We start from the raw sequence: 24,820 nt of genomic DNA on the forward strand, positions 1-24,820 counted from the left end.
GGCATGACTGTTCGGCTCGCGCTCGCCGCGGCGCTCGGCCTCGCGCCGGCCGCGGCCTCGACGCCCGCCCCCGAGGGCCCGGCGGCGCCGCCTGCGAGCCGAAACACCCCCACGGCCGCCCCCGAGGGCCCGGCGCCTGCCCCCGCGAGCCCGCCCCCGCCGGCCCCCACGCGGCCCCCTCCCGTCGAGGCCGAGGGCAACGCCCGCGCCGAGCCGCCGGGCGGAGTACCGCCGGCCGGCGTGCCGAAGATCCCCTCGCCGCGCTCGCTCGCCACCTACGGCAAGGGCGGCCCGGTCAAACCGATCTCCGAGGAGACCCTCGGCGCCGTCGGCCTGACGCGCCGGCGCGACGGCACCCTGATGTACGTCGATCCCGGCAAGCGCTTCACCGCCGAGTTCAACGCCGACGGCACCGTCCGCTTCGGCGACCGCTGGAACCGCGACCAGCACGGCAACAAGATGAAGGGCTCGCGCGCCGCCCTGCGCCAGATCAACATGGCCGGCCTCGGCGTCTCCGGCCCCTCGGAGTGGCTGGTCAAGCTGCAGGACCTCATGGGCGGCCCCGAGGTCGACGCCAGCGCCAAGCGCGAGTTCCTCGACCGCACCCGCGAGCTCCGCACGCAGATGGCGGTCGAGTGGACCATGCGGATCTTGACCTACCGCCTCGGCACGCTCGAGCGCGAGCTGTTCGAGCTGTGGAGCGCCGCCGGCGACGCCGCCGCCAAGCGCGAGCTGATCTTCCAGCGCTGGGACGAGTGCGACGAGGCCTACCGCGTCACGATCGAGGGCGAGCTGCCCGAGGAGGCCGTCTCGGAGCTCGATCGCGTGCGCACCGACACCGCCGACCAGGCGCGGCGGATCATCGAGCAGTTCGTGCGCCGCCAGCTGCCGCGCACCGGCCCGCACGCCTTCAGCCGCAGCGAGCTGACCGACATGAACCGCCGCCGCACCAGCCGGCAAGAGTTCCGCCCCTACGACCTGCAAGCGAACAAGAGGACCGCCCCGTGACTCCGATCCGCCCCGAACTGCAGCCCGAGCTGGCCCGCTACCGCAGCGACTACCCGATCCTCGCCCACTCGGTCTACATGAACAGCAACAGCATGGGCGCGATGCCGCGGCAGGCCGCCGACGCCCTGCAGAAGTACACCGACGACTGGGCCCGCGAGGGCGTCGAGGTGTGGCCGCACTGGCTCGACGTCATGCGCGACACCGCCGACAGCGCCGCGCGCTTCCTCAACGCCCCGCCCGGGCAGACGATCCTCAACCAGAACGTCGCCTACTTCCAGGCCGCGATCGCCAGCTGCCTCGAGTACCCGAAAGGCAAGAACCGCGTCGTCGTCGAGTCGCTGCAGTTCCCCAACGTCCTCTACGTGTGGGAGCGCTTCACCGACCTCGGCGCCGAGCTGGCGCTCGTGCCCTCGGACGACGGCATGACGATCCCGACCGAGCGCATGCTCGAGGCGATCGACGAGCGCACCGCGATCGTCCCGCTGTCGCACGGCATCTACGTCTCGGGCGCGCTGCAGGACATCACCGCGATCACCCGCCGGGCCCACGAGGTCGGCGCGCTCGTCATGGTCGACGTCTACCAGACCGCCGGCGCGGTCCCGATCGACGTCGCCGAGTGGGGCGCCGACATCGTCGTCGGCGGCAGCCACAAGTGGCTGTGCGGCGGCCCCGGCACCGCCTTCATGTGGATGAAGCCCGAGGTGCGCGAGCGCCTGAGGCCGCGCCTGGTCGGCTGGATGGGCCACCAGGACCCGTTCGCGTTCGAGGCGCCGCCGATCCGCTTCGCCAGCGACCACCGCCACTTCCTCGCCGGCACGCCCTCGATCCCCGCCTACTACGTGGCCCGCGCGGCCTACGAGAACCTGCACGAGATCGGGGTGCCGCGGATCCGCGCCCACAACCTCGCGCTGTGCCAGCGGATCATCGAGCGGGCCCAGGCCGCCGGCCTCGTGGTCCACTCGCCGCTCGAGCACGAGCGCCGCACCGGCTTCGTCGCCGTCGACTTCGCAGGCAGCGAGGAGGCCAGCAAGCGCCTCATCGACGAGCACTACAAGCTCGACTGGCGCCCCAACTGCGGCCTCCGCCTCGGGCCCCACTTCTACAACACGGAGGCCGAGGTCGAGCGCATGATGGACCGCATCGTCGCCCTCGCCGGCCGCGCGTGATTCGTCCGAGCACCACTCCTGCCGAGCGCGGGGTCGCATCGACCGATGCGACCCGCGGGGAGCCGGGCCAAGGCGCAAGGAGCCGGGCCGATGCGAGGCGGGCCGATGCGAGGCGCGGGAGCCGGGCCGATGCGAGGCGGGCCGATGCGAGGCGCGGGAGCCGGGCCGATGCGAGGGCGCGGGGCTGCGGAAGAACTGGGTGGGGCGGGCCGGGCGTGGCGAGAATGGGTCCCTCGCGACGCGAGACCTGCCATGCCAGATGCTCGCCGCCGACGTGGTCCTCGGGACATGTCCGACGATTGGCTCGGCGGCTGCGCGTCAGGCATGGGGCCCCTCGCTGCGTCCCATTCTCGCCACGCCCGGCCCGCCCCGCGACGATCGTCTCGGGCCCCGCTCGGCGAGACGCGGAGACCGTCGTGCCGCCGGAATGGTGGTGGCGCTGCTGCTTCTCCCGGTTCTCTTCCCACCCCACGTGTCGTGCACGACGCGACCGAGTCCCCTGCACCCATTCACCGCCGCGACTCCTCGCCGCACGACGAGCAAGACCCAACCTGCTCCCCGTGCCCCTGCACCCATTCACCCCCGCGACTCCTCGCCGCACGACGAGCGGGACCCGAGACGCTCCCCGTGCCCCTGTACCGGGACGATCGTCGTCCCACACCGCCGATTCGCCTATCGATACGCCCGACGAACCGTTACCCGAGACGCACTCCCACCCGCGCCGCAGATTCGCTCTCACACCTTCGTCACGCCGAGCCACACCGAGACGCACGCCCTCCCGCACCGCCGATTCGCCGGCACGACATTGTTCGCCTCACGAAGCGCGGGGCCCGAGACGATCGCCGCGGGGCGGGCCGGACGCGGCGAGAATGGGACGCAGCGAGGGGCCCCATGCCTGACGCGCAGCCGCCGAGCCAATCGTCGGACATGTCCCAAGAACCACATCGGCGGCGAGCATCTGGCATGGCAGGTCTCGCGTCGCGAGGGACCCGTTCTCGCCGCATCCGGCCCGCCCCACCCAGTTCTCCCGCAGCCCCGCGCCCCCGCATCGGCCAGCCCTCGCCGCACCCGTCCGCCATGCACCCCGACTACGCCCGCATCTACGCCACCATCCAGCGGATCCCCCGCGGCCGCGTCGCCACCTACGGCCAGATCGCCGAGCTCGCCGGTCTGCCCGGCCGCGCCCGCCAGGTCGGCTACGCCCTGCACGCCTTGCCTGGCGGCAGCCCCGTCCCGTGGCAGCGCGTCCTCAACGCCCGCGGCGAGATCAGCCTGCCCGGGGCCTCCGGCGCCCGCCAGCGCACCCTCCTGATCGAGGAGGGCGTCGAGTTCGGCGACAGCGGCCGCATCGATCTCGCCACCTACCAGTGGCGGCCGCGCCCCGCCCGGCGTCGCTGACCTTTCGCGCATGTCCCTGACGGCATGTCCTCACCGACATGTCCTCGTCGACATGTCCTCGATCGCATGCCCCCATGACCACCCGTCCATCTCCGGCGCGCCTCTCGATCATCCGCCCGCCTGCGACAACCTCGCACCGCCCGGACGCGCCCCGGACCTCGACCTCGCCTCCGCCGCGCCCGGCAGCGTCCGCGCGAAGCGGCCGGCCGACGGCGCGGGCTTGCGGTAGGATGCACCGTCGTCGATGTCGTTCGCGCCGCTCCTCGCCGCGCTGCTTGTCACCCAGGTGCCCGAACCTCCGGCCGAGGCCGCGATCGTCTGGCAGGCTCCGCCCGGCTGCCCCGATCGCGCCGCCCTCGAGCGGGCGATCGCCGGCCGGCTCGGGCGCCTGCCGACGGCCCAGGAGCTCGCGCTCGTCGGCCAGATCGAGCGCACCTCTGCCGGGCGCTACCACCTCGACCTGCGCCTCACCGTCGCCGGCCACACCCAGACGCGCGCGCTCACGACCCGCCAGTGCGCCGCCCTCGTCGACGCCGCCGCCCTGCTGAGCGCCCTCGCCCTCGACCCCTCCGCCGCCGCCGGCGATCCGACCTCGCCGGTCGAGCCCGAGCCCCCCGACGAGCCCATCGAGCCCGACCCGCCAGCCGCCCAGGCCGCGCCCACCGAGCCCCCCGTCGAGCCCACCCCGCTCGCGCGCCCCGAACCGGTCGACCCCCCCGAACCTCCGCCCCCGGCCCTCGTCGTCGACCTCGCCGACCCCGCCGCTCCGACACCATCATCACCTCGCTCCCGCCGCCCCGGCGGCTTCCTGCGCCTCTCCGGCGGCTTCGAGGTCGGCACCCTCCCGCGCCCCACCGCCGGCCTCGACCTCGGCACCGGCGTGCTCTGGCGCCGCGCCCGGCTCGAGTTCCACGGCGTCTACCTCGGCCCGCAGACCGAGGCTCTCGGCGTCAATTCGGTGACCGTCGCCTTGTTCGCCGCCGGCGTCCAGGCTGCGCCCGGCTCGGCCGCGCCCGCCTCGAGTTTCCGCTGTGCGGCGGCTTCGAGCTGGGCGGCCTGCGCGGCCAGGGCCGCGGCCCCGGGGCCCGCACCGGCACCGGCATCTGGACCGCCGCGCGCGTCTCGGCCGGCGTCGCCTGGCACTTCCACCGCCTTCTGAGCCTCAATTTCGCCGCCCAGGGCCTCCTCCGCCTCGCCGCCGCCCGCTTCGACCTCCGCGACCCCGACGCCCCCGTCCGTCTGTTCGAGCCGTCCCCGGTGTCGCTGCGCCTGCTCCTCGGCCTCGAATTGCGCCTCGGAGACCCATGGTGACGGAATCCTCGCGGGCCGGGGACAGCACTCCTGGACCCGTGCAACCCACCGACCGAGAAGCGCGCTTTCGCGCCATCTACGACCGTGAATTCCCGTTCGTGTGGGCCGCCGCCCGGCACTTCGGCGTCCCCGCGGCCGCCCGCGACGACGTCGTCCAGGACGTCTTTCTCACCGCCTTCCGCCGCTTCGACCAGGTCCACTACCAGGTCTCGGCGCGCGCCTGGCTGTACGGCGTCACCCGGCGGGTCGCCTCGCACTGGCACCGCGGCGCCGCCCGCCACTCGCGCCGGATCGCCGCGTTCGGCGAGCTCACCGGCAGCCCCGGCGAGGCCCCGCACGAGCGCCACGACTCTGCCCGCGTGCTCGAGCGCCTGCTCGCCCGCCTGCCTCGCGGCGCCCGCGACGTGTGGGAGCTGACCGAGCTGCTCGGCATGAGCGGCCCCGAGATCGCCGCCGAGCTCGACCTCCCGCTCAACACCGTCTACTCGCGCCTCCGCCTCGCCCGCGCCCAGCTCCACGAGCTCGCCGCCAGCCCCGAGCTGCTGACGGCCGCTCGCCGGCGCGACGACCCGCCGCCGGCCGCGGCCGAGCGCACCTGGGCCGTGATGCTCCCGCTGTTCACGCCCGCCAAGTTCGCCACCGTCGCCGCCGCCTGGGCCACCGCCCGCACCGGCGTCATGACCACCCTCCTCCTCGCCGGCGCCACCGCCGTGGTCGCCGCCGCCCCGCCCCGCCGGGCCCGCGACCGCGCCGTCTCCACCCTGTCCCGAGAGACATCCACGCCCGCCCGTCCCGCCGGGGCCGCGCCCGACCTGTCCCCGGAGACAGCAGACTCCGCCCCGCCCCACCTGTCACAAGAGACAGCTCGCAGCGAAGCCCTGATGGCCGCCGAGGTCGCCCTCCTCGATCGCGCCCGCGCCAACCTGTCGCAAGGGACACCTCGCAACCCCGCCGACGCCCTCGCCGCCGAGGTCGCCCTCCTCGATCGCGCCCGCGCCCGCCTCGACGCCCGCGATCCCGCGGCGGCCGCCCAGCTGCTGGCCACCCACGCGCGCGAGTTCCCGCGCGGCGCCCTCGTCGACGCCCGCGAGGCCGCCGCGGTCGAGGTCCTGTGCCTGCAGGGTCGCCCCGCCGACGCGGCGGCCGCCGCCCAGCGCCTGGCTGCGCGGCTGCCCGACTCGGTGCTGGCCCGCCGCTTCGAGCGCTTCGTCTGCCCCGACGCCCCGCGCTGAAGGAAACCGGCGCCGCCGGGGACGAGTCCGGGAGGAGGTCGCGGTTCCTGCCGGGAGCGCCGAACCTCGCCGGCTCACTCGTTGTGCGCCAGCACGGCGCGGATCCGCAGCGCCCCTTCGTCGTCGCGGCGCAGCGCGTAGGTCGAGCGCTCGTTGCCGACCTCGCGCCCGTACGAGTCGTGGTACGGCCAGCGCACGCGCACCAGGACCACGCGTTCGCCGAGCCACTCGCGCTCCTCGACATCGGCGCGGGTCGAGGCTACCCCGCGGTCGGTGTACCGGGCGCGCGACCCGGCGAAGAAGCGCTCGACCTCCTCGCGGCGGGCGATCGCCTGAACCCCCGTGTCGGCGAGCAGCAGCGCCGGCGTCTCGTACAGCGTCGCCACCGTCAGCGAGTCGCCCTCCACCAGCGCGTGGCCGAGGATCGTGAAGAACGCGTCGACCTCCTGGTCACGCCCCTGGTTCGTCGCCGTCGTCATGTGTGCACCGTGTTGCACGCGGCGATCGACGCAAGCACCCGACCGACTCGTCGCCCCACTTTGCCGCCCGTGGGCCTCCACGGCCCTTTTCACCCCTTCCGCGCAAAGTCCGCGAATTCCCTGCCCAGCGGCCGCGACCGCCGCCGCTCGCTCGCGCGCTCAGCGGCGCCCCGGCTCCACGCCGCGAGCTCCTCGGCCGCCCGCCCAGCTCGCCTTCCGGACATGTCCCTTACGACATGTCCTCCAAAACACTCCCCATCAGACATGCCCCTCAGGACATGTCCCATTCGATCCCACCTCAGACCGCGTCGCTCACGCTGGCGAAGTGGAACTCCTTCGCCACCAGCGGCGGCACCACCGCCAGCATCCCTTCGCCGGCGGTCCGCTCGGGCTTGCCGAGAGCCACCACGTTCTTGAGCAGCGCCGCCGGGCTCTCGTTGTAGCGCATGTTCTTGACCGGCCGCGCGATCTTCCCCTGCTCGATGAGGAACGTGCCGTCGCGGGTCAGCCCCGTCGCCAGGATCTGCCGTGGGTCGAGCATGCGGTTGTAGAAGAAGCGGGTCACCAGCACCCCGCGCTCGACCCCGCGGATCAGCTCGTTCAGGTCCTTGCCCTCTGCCGGGTCGGTCGCCGCCAGGAAGATCGAGCGCGGCGCCGGCAGCGGGGGCCTACTCTGCTTGTGGGCCCAGAAGCGGCTGTAGGCCAGCGCCTTCAGCATCCCGCGCTCGATCCACGTCGTCGCCGGCAGCGGCAGACCGTCGCCGGCGAACGGGATCGACGGGTAGCGCGGGTCGGCCGGGTCGGAGCGCAGCGACACCCGCGGGTCGAACAGCGCCTCGCCGATCGCGTTGCCGCCCGGGCGGCTGAAGAAGCTGCGCCCCTCGTCGGCCGCGCGGGCCTGCAGCGCCGACACCAGGAATCCGAGCAGGTCGGCCACCGCCTGCGCCTCGAGCACCACCGTGTAGGACCCCGGCGCCAGCGTGTCCGCCCCCTGGCTCGACATCGTCGCCTTGTCGGCCGCGCGGCGGGCCAGCCCCGTCGCGTCGAGGTCGGCCAGGCGGTGCGACGCCGCCCCGGCCCAGCCGCTGCCCTTGCCGTCGGCCGTGCGCATCGTCGTCGTCAGCGACGCATCGGTCGCCGCGTGGAGCGCGAACAGACCTGTCCGATTGGCCAGGACCGTCACCGCGTCCTCGTGCTCGACCAGCCCCGACGCCACCAGCTTGGCCTCGCGCGCCACCTTGAGCACGCGGGCCACCACCTCCGTGCGCCCCTCCGGCCCGACCTCCGCCGTCTTGGCGTCGCGCGCCGCCACCTTCGCGTACTGCTGCGGCCCCAGCGGCGGCTCGTGCTCCGGGTCCTTCGGCGCCAGCTTGGCCAGCGCCTCGGCCTCGCGCACCAGCGCCTGCAGCGACGCCGTATCGCGGCCCGTGCCGGACACCGTCGCCACCCGACCCTCGCGCGCCGCCGTCACCGACACCTCGAAGCGCGCCGCCTCGCCCGACGTCGTCGGCGCCCCCGCGGCGAACCGCAGGTACGCCGTGCGCCTGGCCGACACACGCACGCTGACATCGTCGAACGTCGCCGCCGCCAGCGCCGACTTCGTGATCGCCCGCGCCTCGGCCGGGCTCAGCGGAGACGCCGCGCTCACGCGCCACCTCCGGTGTTCAGGATGTTGACCACGAAGCGCGCCGGCGGGCAGCCGTGGCTGACCGCGTTGCTCTGCGACGGCTCGCCCTTGCCGTCGCTCATGCTGCCGCCGAGGCGGTACGTGTCTGTCCCTCCGAGCATGTCACACGAGCTCCAGAATTCGACCGTGTTGGCCTGGTATGCCACGTCGCGCAGCGGCCGCGTCAACCGTCCGTGTTTGATCTCCCAGAAGAACTGGCCCGAGAACTGGAAGTTGTAGCGCTGCTGGTCGATCGACCAGCTGCCGCGGCCCGTGATCAGCACCCCGTCGTCGGTCGCCCCGATCAGGTCCTCGGTCGTGTAGCCCTCGCTGCCCGGCTGCAGGCTCACGTTCGGCATGCGCTGGAACGGCACGCTCGCGTAGCTGTCGGCGTAGCTGCAGCCGCGGCTGGCCTGCTCGCCGGCGGCGGCCGCCAAATCGCGCGTCGTCTGCCAGCCGACGAACTTCCCCTTCTTCACCAGGTCCCAGCGCTGGCTCGCCACCGCCTCGTCGTCCCACGCCGTCGTCGCCAGCCCGCCCGGCTGCGTGCGGTCGGCCGCGAGGTTGACGATGTCGCTGCCGATCTTGAACTTGCCCGCCTTGTCCGCGGTCAGGAAGCTCGTGCCGGCGTAGTTCGCCTCGTAGCCGAGCGCCCGGTCGAGCTCCGTCGAGTGGCCGATGCTCTCGTGGATCGTCAGCCACAGGTTCGACGGCGCCAGGATCGCGTGCTTCTTGCCCGGCTGGACCGGCGCCGCGTGCAGCTTCTGCAGCGCCTCCTCGGCGATCTTCGGCGCCGTGCCCACCAGGTCGGCCGCCGTCACGTGCTCCCAGCCGGCCAGCATCGGCGCCACCTCGTGGTCGCGCCCCGCGAAGCGGCCGCGCCGGCGATCGATCGCCGTCGCCGTCAGCCCCGGGACCACGCGGAAGAAGATCTGGTGCACCCGCGAGCCCTCGCTCGTCATCACCAGCTTCTCCTCGCGCACGCACGCCACGTTCGCGTCGACGTGCGCCACCCCGGGCACCGCCAACGCCGCCCGCGCCGCCGCCAGCAGCAGCTCCGCCTTCTCCGCCGGCGCGATCGAGAACGGGTCGACCGTGAACGGCGACACCCACCCGCCCTGCAGCACCGGCGCGGCCGCCAGCGTCACCGGCTGCGGCATCAGCAGCGAGCTCTGGCGGGCCATCGCCACCGCCGCCCTGGCGATCCCCTCGACCGCCTTCGCGGTGCGCTCCGCCGTCGCCGCGAAGCCCCAACCTCCGTCGGCGATCACCCGGAGCCCGACCCCGTAGTCCTCGCTGCGGCCGATCCCGCTCACGTGATCGTCGCGCACCGACACCCGCTCGCGCCGCATCAGCACCAGCCGCGCGTCCGCGTAGCTCGCCCCTGCCTTCTTCGCCGCCTCGAGCGCCACGCGCAACAGGTTCTCGTCGGCCAGGAGCCGGCTCGCGGCCAGCAAGGCCATGCCCGCGTCCGCGCTCGCGGGCGCCGACTTCGGCGCCGGGACCCGGCTCGGTGCCGGCCCCGCCCACGCCGCGCGTGAACCGTGGAGCAGCGCCTCGGCGCCACAGAGCCCCGTGAGCGCGAGGAAGGAGCGGCGAGAGCTCGACATCGGCGCGATGATACCCATCCCGCCTGCGCCGCCGCGCGTGAAAATCACCCGTCGTGCCGCTCCCCGCGGGTCCTCCGCCCCGCACGATCCCGCAGCCCGCGGCGCTTCGCCGACGTCCTGGCGTCTGACCCCCGATCGATCCGCGGACACACGCCCGCGGAGATCCCCGGGCTCCTGGGGCGCCTCCGACGCCGGCCGCTCGACCTGCGCCGGTCCGGTCGCCGAGCCGCCGACTCCCCCGATCGCTATCGCCGGTCTCGATCCCAATCGCAGTTCGCGACCTCCCCCCGATCGCGCTCGCTGCATTCCCGCCGTCGTCGGCCGACCCCGCTCGAGGCCTCGCGCCGCCGCTGCGTGACGGCTTTGTCATCGCGCGATCACCACGCTGCGCACGCGCGTCCCGGACCCCCGCAAGCGAGGCCCTCGGTGCTCCCCGACGACGGATCCGAACATCCCCGGGCAAGGGTCCCACGTCGGGGACTTGCCCTCATGAGGGGGATCGTGCGTTCATCGCCCCATGGTCTCCCCTCGTCTATCGGTCGCTGGCATGGCCGTGTGTCTCCTCGTCGCCTGCGGCGACGACAACCGTGCCGACAGCAGCGTCGGGTCCGCCACGGTCACCATGACCGCGACGATCACCGTCGGCCCCATCACTGCCACCGGCAGCACCCTCACCGAGGGTGCCACGCAGGGCACGGGTCCGACCGAGGGGACCGCCTCGGGTGGTGACACCGACGGCACCAGCGAGTCCCCCCCGACCACCAGCAACGGCTCGATGACGAGCGTGACCACCCAGGGCGGTCCGAAGTTCGACCTCGGCGTCACTCCCGACGGCGGCACCAGCTGCGCCGGCAACATGGACATCGACGAGAGCTTCATCTGGATCCCCGCCACCAGCCACGGCCACGTCTCCAAGATCAACACCCGCACCCTCGTCGAGGAGGGGCGCTACCTCACCGGTCCGAGCGGCGGCACCGAGGACGTCTCGCGCACCGCCGTCTCCGGCGACGGCCGCTTCGTCGTCGTCAACGCGCGCGGCACCGGCCGTTCGACCGCCGTCGCCGCCAACATCGCCGACTGCATCGACGCCAACGGCGACGGCCAGATCACCACCTCGACCGGCCCCGCCGACGTCAAGCCGTGGGGCACCGACGAGTGCGTCGTGTGGACCATCCTGCACGCCAACTGGTCGGGCGGCCAGACCCACGGCCCGCGCGGGATCACGTGGACGATCGGCGACTACGACAAGGCCACCTGCACCTACAAGAACCAGAAGGTCTGGCTCGGCTTCGGCGCCATGCAGGCCGGAGCCGCCAACTTCGTCCGCCTCGACGGCGCCACCGGCCTGCTCGAGCAGTCGATCGAGGCCGCGGGCTGGAACGGCAGCGGCTACGCGCCGTACGGCGGCGCCCTCGACCCGCAGGACAACGCCTGGTTCACCGGCCTGCGCGGCGAGCTCGCGCGCGTCAACACCTCCGAGAACCCGATCACGATCACGCGGATCCCCCAGCCGGGCAACATTCAGTCCTACGGCATGACCGTCGACCGCAACGGCAACCCGTGGATGGCCGGCTGCTCCGGCCCGGTCTCCACCTACGACGTCAACTCCGGCCAGTGGATCTCGGTCGCCGGCGCCAACGCCTGCCACCGCGGCATGGCCATCGACCACAACGACCACGCCTGGGTCGCCTCCAACGGCCCGTGCGGCCTCGTCGAGATCGACGTCACCACCCGCACCCTCGTCGCCTTCCACAACCTCGCCCAGTGCTCGACCCCGATCGGCGTCAGCGTCGACGTCGACGGCTTCGTGTGGCTGGTCGACCAGGCCGGCTGGGCGTGGAAGATCGACCCGATGAACGTCGGGGCGATGCAGAACATCCCCGTCGAAGGCAACCACTACGTCTACTCCGACATGACCGGCGGCCAGCTCAAGAGCGTCACCCCGCCGCCGGGCTGACCCTCCGAGACATGACCTTCGGGGCATGTCCTGAAGGTCATATCTCGGCAACCATGTCTTCACGGACATGTCGTCCATGACATGTCCCCGTGTGGACCTCGTCCCGCGCCGACGTCCGCCGGTCTCCTCGCGGCCCTCGGAGGCGGGACCGCCCGCGGCCGGCGGACCGCCCGTGCCCGCCTGGCTCGGCGGCAACACCGTTCTCGCCGGCAGCGCCGGCTCGCGGTCTGGACTCACGTATCCTTGCCGTCGTGCTGCTCCCGGCAGACTTTGCCGAGCTGATGGAGGACGGGCTGCTCCTCGTCTCGCGCGCCGGCGAGGTGCGGGACGCCAACAGCGCCGCCGAGCGCCTGCTGGACGCTGCGCGGGGCGACCTCGTCGGTCGCGCCATCGGCGACCTGCTGCTCGTACCCGTCCCGGGGCGGCTCGCCGCCGTCTGCGCCGCCGACGACGAGACCCGCTTGCACGTCTCGGACCTGCGCGGCGGCCGGCTCGCGCTGCGTGTGGTGCCCCGCGGCGACAGCGTCTGGGCCTTCCTTCGCCGCGAGCGCGCCGAGATCGGCCCCGCCTCGCCGCAGGGGCGCCAGCAGCTGCGCACGGTCCTGCGCCACACCCCGGTCGTCCTGTTCGCCTGCGACGAGGACGGCGTGTTCACCGTCAACGAGGGCCACGGCCTCAACCGCTCCCAGGTGCCGACCGGATCCAGCGTCGGCCGCTCGATCTTCGACGCCTACGGCGACATCCCCTGGGTCGTCGACGCCGCCCGCCGGGCCCTCGCCGGCGAGTCGGTCTCGCTGGTCGGCCAGCTGCGCGGCGTGACCTACGAGACCTGCTACAGCCCGGTCCGCGGCGGCGACGGCCGGGTCATCGGCCTCGTCGGCGTGGCCCTCGACGTCACCGAGCGCGAGCGTGCGCTCGAGCGGCTCGCCACCAAGCGGTCGGTCCTCGACTACGTGCTCGCCCACGTCCCGCAGGCGATCTTCTGGAAGGACCGCCAGAGCCGCTACCTCGGCTGCAACGACCACTTCCTCAAGCGCACCGATCTGGCCAGCGTCGACGAGCTGATCGGCAAGACCGACCACGACATCTGCGCCTCGCGCGAGGAGGCCGACTTCTTCCGCGCCACCGACGAGCGGGTCATGAGCTCCGGCGTCCCGCTCCTCAACATCGAGGAGTCGATGAAGCTGCTCGACGGCCGCGAGAGCTACCTGCTCACCAGCAAGGTGCCGATGCGGGACGACCGCGGCGAGGTCACCGGGATCCTCGGCATCTACGTCGACATCACCGAGCGCAAGCGCATCGAGCTCGAGCTGCAGCGGGCCAAGCAGGCCGCCGACGCCGCCCTGCGGGCCAAGAGCGAGTTCCTCACCACCATCAGCCACGAGCTGCGAACCCCGCTGGCCCTGATCCTCGGCCCGCTCGAGTCGCTGCTGCACGAGGGCGACGAGCCGCTCGGCCAGCGCACCCGCGCCGTCATGACTCGCATGTGGCGCAACGCCTCGCGCCTCGGCCGCCTCGTCGACGACATCCTCGACTATCAGAAGCTCGAGGCCGGCAAGCTGCACGCCGCCTGGGAGCCCGTCGACGTCCGCGACCTCGTCGAGGGCATCGTCCTCGACGCCGGGCCGGCCGCCGACGCCGCCGGCCTCACCCTGCGCCACGAGCTCGCCCCGGGCCTCGGCACCGTCCCGCTCGACCGGCACATGTTCGAGAAGATCCTCCTCAACCTGCTCGGCAACGCCCTCAAGTTCACCCCCGCCGGCGGCAGCATCACCGTCACCCTCGAGCCCCTCGCCGACCGGCGCATGCGCCTCGCCGTCCGCGACACCGGCCCCGGCATCGCCCCCGAAGAGCACGAGCGGGCGTTCCAGCGCTTCCAGCAGCTCGACAGCTCGATGACCCGCAAACACGAGGGCACCGGCCTCGGCCTCGCCCTCGTGCGCGAGTTCGCCGAGGAGATGGGCGGCACCGTCAGCCTGCGGAGCGCGCCCGGCGAGGGCGCCTGCTTCACCGTCGAGCTGCCGATCGACGCCGATCGCCTCGCCACCCTGGGACCCGTCCCCGAGCCGCCCGCCCCCGCGCGTGCGAGCCCCTTCGAGGTCATCCGCCGCGAGCAGCCCCCCGCCCCCGCGTCCGACCGCCCGCGCCTCGTCGTCGCCGAGGACAACCCCGACATGGCGAGCTACATCGCCGGCATCCTCGGCGACGACTACGCCATCGAGCTGGTCGGCAACGGCGCCGAGGCCCTGCGGGCCGCCCAGGCCCGCCGCCCCGACGTCGTCCTCTCCGACATCATGATGCCGGAGATGGACGGCTACGAGCTCGTCGCCCGCCTCAAGCGCGACCAGTCCCTGCGCGACGTCCCGGTCGTCCTGCTCAGCGCCAAGGCCAGCCGCGACGAGACCGTCCGCGGCCTCGAGGTCGGCGCCGACGACTACCTGCCCAAGCCGTTCGCCCCCATCGAGCTGCGCGCCCGGCTCGCCGCGGCGCTCCGCCTGCACCGCACCCACCTCGAGGTCGTCCAGCAGAAGCGGGCGCTCGAGCAGGCCCTGCGCACCCTCGAGGACACCCAGGACCAACTGGTGCAGTCGAGCAAGATGGCCGCCGTCGGCACCCTCATCGCCGGACTGTCGCACGAGCTCAACAACCCGGTGGCGATCATCCGCATGAGCGCGCAGATGCTGCTGCGCCGCAACCCCCGCGACCCGTTCGTGCGCCGCACCCTCGAGCGGATCGAGCGCCACTCGCAGCGCTGCGCCGCGCTGGTCGAGACCCTGCTCGCGTACACGCGCCGGCGGCCGACCACCCCCGAGCGCTGCGACCTCGGCCAGATCCTCACCTGGCTCGTCGACCTCGTCCGGCCCGAGGCCGAGGAGCGAGGCATCCGCCTCGTCGTCGACGCCGGCGACGGCACGTTGCCCGCGCTCGTCGTCCACCGCCCCGCGCTCGAGTCGGCCCTGCTCAACGTCTTCAGCAACGCCGCCGACGCCACCGGCCGCGGCGGCACCATCGAGATCGCCGCCCGCTCCGCGCCTGGCCGCGACGGCCGCGACGGCGCCGAGATCGTCGTCCGCGACAGCGGCGTCGGCATCGAGCCCGAGGCCCTCTCGCACCTGTTCGAGCCGTTTTACACCACCAAGGCGCCGGGCAAGGGCACCGGCCTCGGACTGCCGATGACGCAGAAGTTCGTCCAGTCCCAGGGCGGCACCATCCGCGTCGACAGCGAGCTCGGACGCGGCACCGCCGTGCGGATCTGGCTGCCCCTCGTCCCGCCCGAGCAGGCGCCCGCCGCCGAGCCCCAGCGCCTCGCCTCCGAACGGCCGTGACGCCCCGCGCGCGCGACCCCTCCGTTGGCAGTCACATGTCCTTTCAGACATCCTGACGGCCACCCCGGCGTCGCACCCACGCGTCGGGCGCCGCCCCCCGCGTCCGCCGACCCCCGCGATCGCGCGGAATTTCGCCCCCCGCGTCCCCGCAGCGAGCGCCCCCGTGTCCGCGGGCGTTTCGCTGCCCTGGCGCGGCAGATCCACACCACTCCGAGCCGTCGCACGTATGCTGCAGAGAGTACCGATGCGACGCGCCGTGCGACTCGGGTTGCTGACTCTCTGCCTGGCCTGCGCTTCCCAGCACTCCGAGCCGGCCCGTCGTCCCCCCGTCTCCGAGTGCGCCGCGATCCTCGCGACCATCCCGTACCTCGACGCCGGCCCTGCCGCGCCCGCGCTCGACGAGATCGGCGCCTCCGAGCTCGGCGAGTGGATCGATCGCCTGCGCGCCGACCCCGAGCTGCGCGTCGAGCTGGCCGTGCACATGGCCGCGGCCGCCCGCGAGCTCGCCGATCCCACCCGACGCGACGCCGGCCTGCAGGCCCTCGGCGACGACGTGCTCGCCCGCTTCCGCGCCGCAGTCCATCCCGCCGATCGCGTCGCCCTCGTGGTCCACGGCGTCCCTGGCGGGCCGCCCGACGACCCGCTGGCCGGCAGCTGGCTGCAGCTGCGCGGCCTCTGCCCGCCCTACGCCCCCGACGGCGACCGCGACGGCGTCGCCGACCCCGACGATCCCTGCCCCGACCTCCCCGAGGATTACGACGGCCACCAGGACCACGACGGCTGCCCCGATCGCGACAACGACGGCGACGGCGTCCTCGACGCTGCCCGCTGGACCGGCAGCGAGTGGATCAACTGCGACGGCCGGCTCGAGCCCGGCAAGGGCCGCCACGACTGCCGCAACCAGCCCGAGACCGTCGACGGCGAGGAGGACGAGGACGGCTGCCCCGAGGTCTTCGTCGCCGGCTGCGGCCGCTTCGTCGTCCGGATCCCCTACGACCCCGACACCCTCGAGCTCGACGAGGAGGCCTTCCTCGAGCTCGACGCGCGCCGCAAGCAGCTCGCCCCGCGTTACCGCACCGGCGGCAACTTCTCGCTCGAGGGCCACACCGGCGACGACCTCCCGCCCGACCAGGCCCGCCGGCTCGGCCTGACGATGGCCGAGAAAGTGCGCGACGTCCTGGTCGACCGCGGCTTCGTCCACGTCATGCTCGTGCCGACCTCGCGCGGCGCCGACAGCCCGATCGGCGAGGCCCCCCGCGACAACTACCGCGTCGAGCTCGTCGCCGGCCTCGCCTGCGCCACCCCGTCGCGCCCGCTGTGCCCGTGATCGGTCATGTCCCCCAGGGCATGTCCTTTCGAGCATGCCCGAACAACCACCTCCTCGCGCCGCCGGCCCGTCGATCTCCCCGTCCCTGCGTCACCCACCGAGGGTCGCGCCCGAGGCCCGGCTGCGTCGCTCGCCGGGGGACTTCGCCCTCGTGGGCGCCGCCTCCGGCCGCAACTCACGAACCTCGCTGCGTCTCCTCGCAAAGCGGGGCCCGGCGCCCCCGCGCGTGCGCGGCGCCTGGTGGGAAAGTGCCTGCAAGTCGCTGGCGCCTGGGCGCCTGCCCGGGTCAAACTGGCCGCCACTCGGAGGAACAGTCCATGCTCACCAACCGCACGAGCCTCGTCCTCGCCGTGATCCTCGCCGCTTGCGGCGGCGAGTCGGCCACCAAGCCCGCCCCCGTCGAAGCCAAGGCAGCAGCGCCGGCGCCCGCCGACAAGCCCGCCGAGGCGGCCCCCGAAAAGCCCGCCGAGCAGCCCGTCCTCGCCGACAGCGGCCTCGGGGTCGGCGGCAAGTTCAAGCCGTTCGAGATCGTCAACTGCGACAGCGGCGAGAAGTACTGCCAGGTCTGCAAGTTCGGCGGCAGCCCGAAGATCATGGCCGTCGGCACCCTCGACGACCCGGCCTTCCAGGACGACATCAAGAACCTCGACGCCCTCGTCAAGAAGTACGGCGAGGACAAGCTCAAGGCGTTCGCCGTCATCACCGACATCAAGGACGGCAAGGCCACCACCCCGACGGGCGACCGCGCCGCGCTCGAGGCCAAGGTCAAGGACCTGCGCAGCGAGCTCGGCGTCGCCATCCCGCTGGTCGTCCCGGCCGACGAGGGCGGCAAGAACGACGCCTTCGACGGCTGGTACAACATCACCAAGAGCCGCACCGTCATGTTCGCCGACGGCCGCAACGCCGTGAAGTACTCCGGCGTCGCCCCGGCCGACCTGTCCGGCCTCAACACCGCGATCCAGGAGGTCCTCGGCGTCCCCGCCGACGCCGCCGAGCCGCCCAAGGCCGGCTGACCTTTCGCACCTGTCGCCAGGGCCATGTCCCTAGCGACATTTTTTAAAAGACATGCCCCGGGCGACATGCCCGAGCAGACATGCGCCCGCGACGGCGCGCGCCCGGCCTGGCAGGCCGCCTCACGGCACCAGGTACGGCAGCCCCGGCGGCGGCGTGTAGCCCGGCAGCGCGCCGAGGGCCAGCACGGCGCGCAGCACCTGCGTCGCCGCGAACATCGCCGCCGGCACCAGCGCGACCACGAAGCCGCGGATCGGCGGCAGCTGATGCGTCCCCGTGAGCGCGTTGCCGGCGACCACGAACGTCAGCAGCGTCAGCGCCCCCAGCCCGCCGAGGTAGACCTCGAGCGACAGGGCGCCGACGTACAGCGGCAGGTCGAGCAGCGCCACCCCGAGCAGCGCCGGCGCCAGCGCGTAGCCGACGGCCCGCATCGTCGCCGCGATCGAGCGCGGCGCCCCGCCGGTCAGCGTCAGCGCGACGTGGGTGGCGATCCCCAGCCCCGCGTAGAGCAGCGGCACCCCGACCGGCGCCATGAGCAGCAGCCACAGCGCCAGCGCCTCGATCAGGCTCGGCTCGAGCAGCGGGATCCCCTGGCCGGCGGGGGCTGGCGGGCCCAGCACCGCCAGCGCCACCAGCAGCGGCGCCCACAGCGGCAGTCGAACCGTCAGCAGCAGGCGCAGCGCCGCCCCGTGGTCGACCGGTTCGTGTACGTATTGAAAGCTGCGGCGCGGGCGGACCAGCAGGGCCGCCAGCGACCGTCGCACTCGCCAGCCCCAGCCGGGCAGCGCCGCGGCCGAGCCGCCTTCGGCCTCGCGCGGCCACTCCACCGGCAGCGCGCTCCACAGGGCCCCGGTGTCGGCCAGCAGCTCGCGACCCTTCGCCTCCTGGCGGACGCGCGCCGCGCTCGCAATTCCAGGCTCAGCCATTCGTGGCGAGAGTGTAACCGACTCCGGCCGGCGCGGACCCGCATCGGGCCCTTCCCGTGAGCCCGGGCTCGCGCGTAAGCTGACGGACATGGTTCGCCTCCTCCTCGCCGCCGCGCTCGTGCTGCCCGCCGCGGGCTGTCGCAAGCGCGAGGTCGTCGCCGACATGGACTACGACGATCCGAAGGCGGCGATCGCCGCCATGGAGAGCCAGGAGCGCGAGTCGTGGGAGATGCCCGACCGGATCGTCCGCAGCCTCCCGATCCCCGGCAAGGACGCCGTGATCGCCGACATCGGCGCCGGCGCCGGTTACTTCTCGCGTCGGCTCGCCGCCGAGGTCCCGGCCGGCACCGTCTACGCCGTCGACATCGACGACGAGTTCCGCTCGTACATCGAGAACAACCGCGAGGACTGGGGCACCCCCAACATCCAGCCGCACCTCGCCTTCTACGACGACCCCGCGCTGCCCGAGAAGGCGATCGACCTCGTGTTCGTCGCCAACACCTACGCCTATCTGCGCGCCCGCGTGAACTACTTCAAGAAGGTTCACAACGCGCTCAAGCCCGGCGGCCACCTCGTCATCGTCGACTTCCGGCCCGAGTCCACCCCGCCGGAGAAGTTCGCCCCCGAGCCGAAGTACCGCTTCTCGCGCGACGCCATCGTCGGCGAGCTCGCCCAGGCCGGCTTCGTCCTCGAGCGTGAGGAAGAATACCTCCCGCACCAGTACTACTTGATCTTCGCCAAGCAGCCGTAGCCATGCCTGCGTCGCGCCCGCCCCGTTTTCCCGGCCTCGTCGACACCCACTGCCACCTCGACTACCCGCCGATGATCGACGACCTCGGCGCCACCCTTCAGCGGGCCGCCGACGCCGGCGTCGAGCAGATGATCCACATCGGTTGCTCGCGGGCCAGCGCCCCGCGGGCCGTCGCCCTCGTCGCCCCGTACCCGCACCTGTTCGCGGCCGTCGGCATCCACCCGCACGACGCCAGCGAGGCCGACGACGCCGCTCTCGCCGAGATCGCCGCCCTCGCCCGGGACGCCAAGGTCGTCGCCGTCGGCGAGACCGGCCTCGACTACCACTACAACCGCAGCCCGCCCGACGCGCAAAAGCGCGCCCTGGCCGCCCACCGCGAGATCGCCCGCGAGCTCGGCAAGCCGCTGGTCCTGCACATCCGCGACGCCCACGCCGACGCCCTGGCGATCCTCGGCGACGCCCCCCCGCTGCCGCGCGGCGGCGTCGTCCACTGCTTCACCGGCACCCCCGCCGAGGCCGAGCAGTGGCTCGCGCGCGGCTACCTCCTCTCCTTCTCCGGCATCGCCACCTTTCCCCAGGCCGGCGGCCTGCGCGACGCGGCCCGCCTGTGCCCCGCCGACCGGCTCCTGCTCGAGACCGACGCGCCCTACCTCGCCCCCGTGCCCGTGCGCGGCCGCAAGAACGAGCCGGCCAACGTCGCCTTCACCTGCGCGCACCTCGCCGGCGTCCGCGGCGACGATCCAGCCGCCCTGGCCGTCCAGGCCGGCGCCAACGCCCGCGCCTTCTTCCGCCTGCCGGCTCCGGCCGCCGCCGCGAGCGCGTGAGGCAAATCCGCGGTCCAGCCGGCCCGCCTCGGCCCTGTGGTTGACGCCCGGCGCGATCGCGGGCACCTTCCCCGTCCCTGCGGCGCCTCGCTCTTCGCCCGTTCCAACGTGAAGGAAGCCGCGACCGCAAGGGCTCCGGAGAAACATGAACTTCCAGATCGGTCTCATCGCACGAAAGCTTGGAATGACGCAGGTGTTCAAGGACGAGGGTGACCGCGTCCCCGTCACCGTCCTGCAGGTCACGGGCAACACCGTCACCGCCCACCGCACCGCCGAGCGCGACACCTACAACGCCCTCCAGATCGGCTTCGCCGAGAAGAAGGCCTCGCGCGCCACCAAGGCCGAGAAGGGCGCCGCCGAGGCCGCCAAGGTCGGCACCTTCTACGTCCACAAGGAGTTCCGCGTCCCCGCCGCGGCGCTCGCCGCCCACCCGGTCGGCAGCCAGCTCGGCGCCGACCTGTTCAAGGCGGGTGCCCGCGTCGACGTCACCGGCACCAGCAAGGGCAAGGGCTACCAGGGCGTCATCAAGCGCCACAACATGGAGGGCGAGAAGAACAGCCACGGCCAGCACGAGTTCTTCCGCCACGGCGGCTCGATCGGCTGCCGCAAGACCCCCGGCCGCGTCCACCGCGGCAAGCGCATGACCGGCCACATGGGCCACGAGCGCGTCACCCTGCAGAACCTCGAGGTCGTCAAGATCGACGCCGAGCGCGGCCTGATCCTCGTGCGCGGCCCGATCCCCGGCCCCAACAACGAGATCGTGACCATCCGCGCCGCCATCAAGCCCGCCATCAAGGCCGGCAACAACAAGCCCTGAAGGCCCTGTCCTTCGGGACATGTCCCCAAGTTCGAGCCGGCCGCGCGCCGGCTCGGCTGCTTAAGAGACCGTCATGCCCCGCCCCCGCCTCAGCGACAAGGCCTACCGCCACGACGCCGCCTACCAGCGCGCCAAGCAGGAGAACTACGCCGCGCGCGCGGTCTACAAGCTCGAGGAGATCGACAAGCGGTTCCACATCCTGCGCCAGGGCGCGCGCGTGCTCGACCTCGGCTGCTGGCCCGGCTCGTGGATGCAGTACGCCGGCGACCGCGTGACCGAGACCGGCTACGTCCTCGGCCTCGACCTCAAGCCGGTCGCCCTCAGCTTCCCCGCCCACGTCGAGCACCGGATCGCCGACGTGTTCGAGTGGGCCCCCGCGCCCGACCTCGCCCCCTTCGACGTCGTCCTCAGCGACATGGCCCCGCACACCACCGGCGACCGCCACACCGACGTCGTCCGCAGCGAGGGCCTCGCCGAGCGCGCCCTCGACATCGCCTGCATGGTCCTTCGGCCAGGCGGCCACCTGGTCGCCAAGGTGTTTCAGGGCGGCGGCTTCGGCGAGCTGCTCAAGCGCTTCCGCGCCAGCTTCCAGGAAGCCCGCCCCTACCACGCCAAGAACTCGCGCGCCTCGAGCACCGAGCAGTACCTCGTCGGCCGCGGCCTCAGGGCCAGCGCCACCGCCCGCCGGCCCTGAGCTCGAAGAGCCCAGCGCTCGACGCGGGTGTTCAGCACGCCGGCTCGGACGCGCAGACGAGCACCTTCGCCACGCCCTCGTAGGGCTGACCGCCGCCGGTCACGAACTCGTAGCGCAGCTCGGCCTCGTCGCCGGCGATCGAGACGACCTCGAGCGAGCCGTCCACCGCGACGTCGTCGCCATCGATGCCGTCGGGGTACCACCGGGCGTGCAGCACCTCCGCGAGCGGCTCGTCTCGCCCGGTCTTCCAGGCCTGTCCGGCCGCCAGCGCGCCCGTGTCGCTCCCGTAGGTCGAATAGCTGACGAACGGCCCCTGCGGAAACGAGCCGCCGCATTCGCCGTCCAGGCCGATGGTGAAGGCCACGCTGATCGTCGCGCCGGTGCTGCACCAGTTGTCCACCGCGCCCACCGCGGGCAGCGACAGCGGCTCCTCGTCCGCCGTCGTCGCGCTCCCGTCGTCCTGGCACCCGCCGAGGAGAAAGAGGACCACGAGCGCGGCTCCGAGGCCGCGATGCGAATGCATCTTCATAAAGCTCCAGTGGCTGCGCACCCGCCGACAATTGCGTGGCCCATGCGAGCCCATCAAGCGAGCGTTTTCGCGCACCCCGGATCGGCAGCCGGGCACGAACGCGCCTCGGTGATGGGCGCGAATTCGCCCCTCACCTCCCGCAACTGCCGTTCGCTCGCCTCGCACGAGCAGCCCCACAAACGCAGGCGTCAGCCTCGCCCGCGACGCGATCTCCCTGTCCCGAAGGCCAGCTCCGCGCGCTGCCGCTCGCCGCTTTTCCCGCCGTTCTGCGCGCGTCTCCGCCCCGGCCGTGAAACGGCCCCCGGGCCGCTACAGCGGCCGATTCGCGGCTCTGCGCAGTTTTGCGCCGCGCGATTTGGTTGGTCCACTCCTGATCAAGAGTTCAGGGCAGCATGGGTGATCACTGGACACTGATTATGTGTTCAGTGCAGATCCCAACCCATGCAACGCCGTCGCCGACTCCGGATCACTCCCACACCGATCCGTGAAATCCCCGCCCCGGACGACCCCGGTCTGCCGGACGTGGCGCCGCGACCCGAGCCGGAGCCGCGGAAGCCGCCGGAGCCGGAGCCGGAGGGCCCGGATCTGCCCGCCCCGGTGCCGCCGCGCGATCCGCGGGATTGCCTCGGTGCCACCTGGAGGGAGCCGCACCTGTGGGCCGCGATTCGCGCGCAGCGCGACGCCGATCGCCGGCGGAGGGCCGCTTTCCTGGCCGCACGCCGCCCGAGCCGGCCCGTCTTCGTCTCCGACTCGCTCGTGTGACCGTCCTGGCGCCGGCGCGAACGCCCGTGCCGCTCACATCGGCCCGACTTGCCAGCGCATCGCCGCCGGGTTTACTTCCCGCCGCCGCCTAAAAAACGGCGTCTATGGCCGCCCCGCAGCACATTCGTAACCTGGCGATCATCGCCCACGTCGACCACGGCAAGACCACTCTGGTCGACGCTCTTCTCACTTCAGCAGGCGCACTCGACCGAGGAGAGGGTCAGATCGAGCGCGCGATGGACAGCGGCGATCTCGAGCGCGAGCGCGGCATCACCATCACCAGCAAGCCGACCAGCGTCACCTACGGCGACTATCGGATCAACCTGGTCGATACGCCAGGTCACGCCGACTTCGGCGGCGAGGTCGAGCGCGTGCTCAACATGGTCGACGCCGTCCTCGTGGTCGTCGACGCCTTCGAGGGGCCGATGCCGCAGACGCGCTTCGTCACCGAGAAGGCCGTCGCGCTCGGCCTCAAGATCTTGCTCGTCGTCAACAAGATCGACCGTCCCGGCGCCGAGCCGCACAAGACCGTCGACGCCACCTTCGACCTGCTCGCCGGCATCGGCGCCAGCGAGGAGCAGCTCGACTTCCCGGTCATCTTCTGCAGCGCCCGCGAGCGCTACGCCATGGCCGACCCGGCCGACGAGAAGGGTCCGATGTCGCGGATCCTCGACTTCATCGTCCAGCACGCCCCGGCGCCGGTCGTGCACGAGGGCGGCGCGGCGCTGTGGGTCTCGACCCTCGACTACGATCCGTTCCTCGGCTTCGTCGCCATCGGCCGGATCCGCAGCGGTCGGATCGCCACCGGCGATCGTCTGGCCCAGCTGCGTCACCCGCCGCGCCCGGCTCACGGCGACACCGCCGGTCCGCCGACCGTCGCCGAGGTGTTCCGCGTGCGCCGCCTGCTCGGCTTCCAGGGCCTGCGGCGGTTCGAGCGCGAGTACGCCGAGGCCGGTGACCTGATCGCCATCGCCGGCATGGAGACCTTGCAGGTCGGCGACACGCTCACCACCGAGGATCCCACCACGCGTCACGTGTTCCCGCGGCTCGACGTCGATCCGCCGACCATGACCATGCGCTTCCGCGTCAACGACGGCCCGTTCGCCGGGCGCGAGGGCAAGTGGGTCACCTCGCGTAAGCTCGCCGAGCGGCTCGAGCGCGAGGTGCGGTCGAACGTCGCCCTGCGCGTCAGCCCCGGCGAGTCCGCCGAGGAGTTCGAGGTCGCCGGTCGCGGCGAGCTCCACCTCGGCGTCCTCATCGAGACCATGCGGCGCGAGGGCTACGAGCTGTGCGTCTCGCGGCCCAAGGTCATCCTCCGCCGCAACGAGAACGACGAGCTCGAGGAGCCGTACGAGAACCTCATCATCCAGTGCGACCAGGAGTACACCGGCTCGATCATCGAGAAGCTGAGCCAGCGCGGCGGCGAGCTGCGGGCCATGGACAGCGCCGGCCCCGGCCGCACCCGCCTCGAGCTGCGCACCCCCACGCGCAGCCTCATCGGCTACCGCAGCGAGATGCTCACCGACACCCGCGGCACCGGCATCATGGCCGCCACCTTCGCCGGCTACGGCCCCTACCTCGGCCCGCGGAAGACCCGCCCGCGCGGCGTCCTCATCGTCATGGAGCCCGGCGAGACCTACGCCTACTCGCTCGGTCGCCTGCAGGACCGCGGCGTGCTCTTCATCAGCGACCACGTCCAGGTCTACGCCGGCCAGATCCTCGGCGAGCACAGCCGCGAGAACGACCTCGTCGTCAATCCTTGCATCGCCAAGAAGTTCACCAACATCCGCAGCGCCGGCGCCGACGAGAAGATCTTCCTGACCCCGCCGCTCGAGCGCAGCCTCGAGCAGGCGCTCGCCTACATCGAGGATGACGAGCTGCTCGAGGTCACCCCGAAGAGCCTGCGCCTGCGCAAGCGCGACCTCGACCACAACCGGCGCAAGCGCGAGGCCAAGGCCGTCGGCTGACCCGCATGCGTCGCGCCTCGCCGCGACCCTCGTGAACCTCGCGCGCGCGACGAGCTTCG

At 72.9% G+C, this 24,820-nt stretch carries 20 protein-coding genes; 15 read left to right on the top strand and 5 right to left on the bottom strand.

The genetic code is table 11. The features are described from left to right. The first annotated feature begins 3 nt into the window (after nucleotides 1–3). The 6 genes from K7C98_RS33295 to K7C98_RS44110 all read left to right on the top strand — a co-directional run bounded on the left by K7C98_RS33295 (nucleotide 4) and on the right by K7C98_RS44110 (nucleotide 6,115). Nucleotides 4–1,008, top strand: a complete 1,005-nt coding sequence (locus K7C98_RS33295; protein WP_224196212.1) for a hypothetical protein — start codon at nucleotides 4–6, stop codon at nucleotides 1,006–1,008. After that, a complete protein-coding gene (locus K7C98_RS33300) occupies nucleotides 1,005–2,174 on the top strand; it encodes an aminotransferase class V-fold PLP-dependent enzyme (RefSeq protein WP_224195872.1) in 1,170 nt (389 codons plus the stop codon). Before K7C98_RS33295 ends, K7C98_RS33300 begins: the two co-directional genes overlap by 4 nt. A gap of 1,077 nt (nucleotides 2,175–3,251) precedes the next feature. Further along, a complete protein-coding gene (locus tag K7C98_RS33305; protein WP_224195873.1) occupies nucleotides 3,252–3,572 on the top strand; it encodes an MGMT family protein in 321 nt (106 codons plus the stop codon). 52 nt (nucleotides 3,573–3,624) lie between these two features. Then, the gene (locus K7C98_RS33310) at nucleotides 3,625–3,801 is read left to right on the top strand and encodes a hypothetical protein (RefSeq protein ID WP_224195874.1); all 177 of its coding nucleotides are present in this window, start codon (nucleotides 3,625–3,627) and stop codon (nucleotides 3,799–3,801) included. 15 nt (nucleotides 3,802–3,816) lie between these two features. Then, entirely contained in the window at nucleotides 3,817–4,731 is a 915-nt protein-coding gene (locus K7C98_RS33315; protein ID WP_224195875.1) for a hypothetical protein, read from the top strand. A 190-nt stretch (nucleotides 4,732–4,921) separates the two neighbouring features. After that, nucleotides 4,922–6,115 (top strand): RNA polymerase sigma factor, encoded by a 1,194-nt coding sequence (locus K7C98_RS44110; RefSeq protein WP_346660321.1) that lies wholly within the window; start codon nucleotides 4,922–4,924, stop codon nucleotides 6,113–6,115. A gap of 74 nt (nucleotides 6,116–6,189) precedes the next feature. Here K7C98_RS44110 and K7C98_RS33325 read toward each other — a convergent pair whose 3' ends face one another. From K7C98_RS33325 to K7C98_RS33335, 3 genes are all read right to left on the bottom strand, one after another. Beyond that, entirely contained in the window at nucleotides 6,190–6,594 is a 405-nt protein-coding gene (locus K7C98_RS33325; protein ID WP_224195876.1) for a hypothetical protein, read from the bottom strand. A 298-nt stretch (nucleotides 6,595–6,892) separates the two neighbouring features. Next, nucleotides 6,893–8,242: a TldD/PmbA family protein gene (locus K7C98_RS33330; RefSeq protein WP_224195877.1), complete on the bottom strand. Its 1,350-nt coding sequence runs from the start codon at nucleotides 8,240–8,242 to the stop codon at nucleotides 6,893–6,895. Continuing rightward, complete coding sequence (locus K7C98_RS33335; RefSeq protein WP_224195878.1) at nucleotides 8,239–9,870, bottom strand: TldD/PmbA family protein; 1,632 nt, start codon at nucleotides 9,868–9,870, stop codon at nucleotides 8,239–8,241. The genes K7C98_RS33330 and K7C98_RS33335 overlap by 4 nt, the downstream gene beginning before the upstream one ends. Nucleotides 9,871–10,417: 547 nt before the next feature. On the opposite strand from K7C98_RS33335, the gene K7C98_RS33340 reads away from it, so the two are divergent. From K7C98_RS33340 to K7C98_RS33355, 4 genes are all read left to right on the top strand, one after another. Beyond that, nucleotides 10,418–11,827: a lyase gene (locus K7C98_RS33340; RefSeq protein ID WP_224195879.1), complete on the top strand. Its 1,410-nt coding sequence runs from the start codon at nucleotides 10,418–10,420 to the stop codon at nucleotides 11,825–11,827. Between the two features lie 251 nt (nucleotides 11,828–12,078). After that, nucleotides 12,079–15,153 carry an ATP-binding protein gene (locus K7C98_RS33345; RefSeq protein ID WP_224195880.1) on the top strand — a complete coding sequence of 1,025 codons (3,075 nt, stop codon included), beginning with the start codon at nucleotides 12,079–12,081 and terminating at the stop codon, nucleotides 15,151–15,153. A gap of 244 nt (nucleotides 15,154–15,397) precedes the next feature. Further along, complete coding sequence (locus tag K7C98_RS33350) at nucleotides 15,398–16,480, top strand: hypothetical protein (protein WP_224195881.1); 1,083 nt, start codon at nucleotides 15,398–15,400, stop codon at nucleotides 16,478–16,480. A gap of 317 nt (nucleotides 16,481–16,797) precedes the next feature. Next, nucleotides 16,798–17,493 carry a hypothetical protein gene (locus K7C98_RS33355; RefSeq protein ID WP_224195882.1) on the top strand — a complete coding sequence of 232 codons (696 nt, stop codon included), beginning with the start codon at nucleotides 16,798–16,800 and terminating at the stop codon, nucleotides 17,491–17,493. Nucleotides 17,494–17,613: 120 nt separating this feature from the next. Here the strand turns inward: K7C98_RS33355 and K7C98_RS33360 are convergent, their stop codons facing one another. Then, on the bottom strand, nucleotides 17,614–18,417 hold the full coding sequence (locus K7C98_RS33360; protein ID WP_224195883.1) for a YIP1 family protein: 804 nt from the start codon (nucleotides 18,415–18,417) through the stop codon (nucleotides 17,614–17,616). Between the two features lie 88 nt (nucleotides 18,418–18,505). On the opposite strand from K7C98_RS33360, the gene K7C98_RS33365 reads away from it, so the two are divergent. The 4 genes from K7C98_RS33365 to K7C98_RS33380 all read left to right on the top strand — a co-directional run bounded on the left by K7C98_RS33365 (nucleotide 18,506) and on the right by K7C98_RS33380 (nucleotide 21,503). Further along, nucleotides 18,506–19,168 carry a class I SAM-dependent methyltransferase gene (locus K7C98_RS33365; RefSeq protein WP_224195884.1) on the top strand — a complete coding sequence of 221 codons (663 nt, stop codon included), beginning with the start codon at nucleotides 18,506–18,508 and terminating at the stop codon, nucleotides 19,166–19,168. Between the two features lie 2 nt (nucleotides 19,169–19,170). Then, nucleotides 19,171–19,992 (top strand): TatD family hydrolase, encoded by an 822-nt coding sequence (locus tag K7C98_RS33370; RefSeq protein ID WP_224195885.1) that lies wholly within the window; start codon nucleotides 19,171–19,173, stop codon nucleotides 19,990–19,992. A gap of 145 nt (nucleotides 19,993–20,137) precedes the next feature. Continuing rightward, on the top strand, nucleotides 20,138–20,809 hold the full coding sequence (gene rplC, locus K7C98_RS33375; RefSeq protein ID WP_224195886.1) for a 50S ribosomal protein L3: 672 nt from the start codon (nucleotides 20,138–20,140) through the stop codon (nucleotides 20,807–20,809). 73 nt (nucleotides 20,810–20,882) lie between these two features. Beyond that, nucleotides 20,883–21,503 carry an SAM-dependent methyltransferase gene (locus tag K7C98_RS33380; RefSeq protein WP_224195887.1) on the top strand — a complete coding sequence of 207 codons (621 nt, stop codon included), beginning with the start codon at nucleotides 20,883–20,885 and terminating at the stop codon, nucleotides 21,501–21,503. A 31-nt stretch (nucleotides 21,504–21,534) separates the two neighbouring features. On the opposite strand, the gene K7C98_RS33385 is transcribed toward K7C98_RS33380, so the two are convergent. Continuing rightward, nucleotides 21,535–22,026 (bottom strand): hypothetical protein, encoded by a 492-nt coding sequence (locus K7C98_RS33385; RefSeq protein WP_224195888.1) that lies wholly within the window; start codon nucleotides 22,024–22,026, stop codon nucleotides 21,535–21,537. A gap of 872 nt (nucleotides 22,027–22,898) precedes the next feature. Between K7C98_RS33385 and typA the strand changes: the two genes are divergently transcribed. Continuing rightward, a complete protein-coding gene (gene typA / locus K7C98_RS33390) occupies nucleotides 22,899–24,761 on the top strand; it encodes a translational GTPase TypA (RefSeq protein WP_224195889.1) in 1,863 nt (620 codons plus the stop codon). Nucleotides 24,762–24,820 lie beyond the last annotated feature (59 nt).

Source organism: Nannocystis pusilla, assembly GCF_020073745.1.
In the GTDB taxonomy this organism is placed as follows: domain Bacteria; phylum Myxococcota_A; class Polyangia; order Nannocystales; family Nannocystaceae; genus Nannocystis; species Nannocystis radixulma.

Excerpts from the sequence above, each read along its gene's own strand:
- K7C98_RS33315 (WP_224195875.1), top strand. The coding sequence starts at position 3,817 with ATGTCGTTCGCGCCGCTCCTCGCCGCGCTGCTTGTCACCCAGGTGCCC.
- K7C98_RS33305 (WP_224195873.1), top strand. The coding sequence starts at position 3,252 with ATGCACCCCGACTACGCCCGCATCTACGCCACCATCCAGCGGATCCCC.
- K7C98_RS33385 (WP_224195888.1), bottom strand. The coding sequence starts at position 22,026 with ATGCATTCGCATCGCGGCCTCGGAGCCGCGCTCGTGGTCCTCTTTCTC.
- typA (WP_224195889.1), top strand. The coding sequence starts at position 22,899 with ATGGCCGCCCCGCAGCACATTCGTAACCTGGCGATCATCGCCCACGTC.
- K7C98_RS33310 (WP_224195874.1), top strand. The coding sequence starts at position 3,625 with ATGTCCTCGATCGCATGCCCCCATGACCACCCGTCCATCTCCGGCGCG.
- K7C98_RS33355 (WP_224195882.1), top strand. The coding sequence starts at position 16,798 with ATGCTCACCAACCGCACGAGCCTCGTCCTCGCCGTGATCCTCGCCGCT.
- K7C98_RS33325 (WP_224195876.1), bottom strand. The coding sequence starts at position 6,594 with ATGACGACGGCGACGAACCAGGGGCGTGACCAGGAGGTCGACGCGTTC.
- K7C98_RS33365 (WP_224195884.1), top strand. The coding sequence starts at position 18,506 with ATGGTTCGCCTCCTCCTCGCCGCCGCGCTCGTGCTGCCCGCCGCGGGC.
- K7C98_RS33295 (WP_224196212.1), top strand. The coding sequence starts at position 4 with ATGACTGTTCGGCTCGCGCTCGCCGCGGCGCTCGGCCTCGCGCCGGCC.
- K7C98_RS33350 (WP_224195881.1), top strand. The coding sequence starts at position 15,398 with ATGCGACGCGCCGTGCGACTCGGGTTGCTGACTCTCTGCCTGGCCTGC.
- K7C98_RS33380 (WP_224195887.1), top strand. The coding sequence starts at position 20,883 with ATGCCCCGCCCCCGCCTCAGCGACAAGGCCTACCGCCACGACGCCGCC.
- K7C98_RS33340 (WP_224195879.1), top strand. The coding sequence starts at position 10,418 with ATGGCCGTGTGTCTCCTCGTCGCCTGCGGCGACGACAACCGTGCCGAC.
- K7C98_RS33360 (WP_224195883.1), bottom strand. The coding sequence starts at position 18,417 with ATGGCTGAGCCTGGAATTGCGAGCGCGGCGCGCGTCCGCCAGGAGGCG.
- K7C98_RS33370 (WP_224195885.1), top strand. The coding sequence starts at position 19,171 with ATGCCTGCGTCGCGCCCGCCCCGTTTTCCCGGCCTCGTCGACACCCAC.
- rplC (WP_224195886.1), top strand. The coding sequence starts at position 20,138 with ATGAACTTCCAGATCGGTCTCATCGCACGAAAGCTTGGAATGACGCAG.
- K7C98_RS33335 (WP_224195878.1), bottom strand. The coding sequence starts at position 9,870 with ATGTCGAGCTCTCGCCGCTCCTTCCTCGCGCTCACGGGGCTCTGTGGC.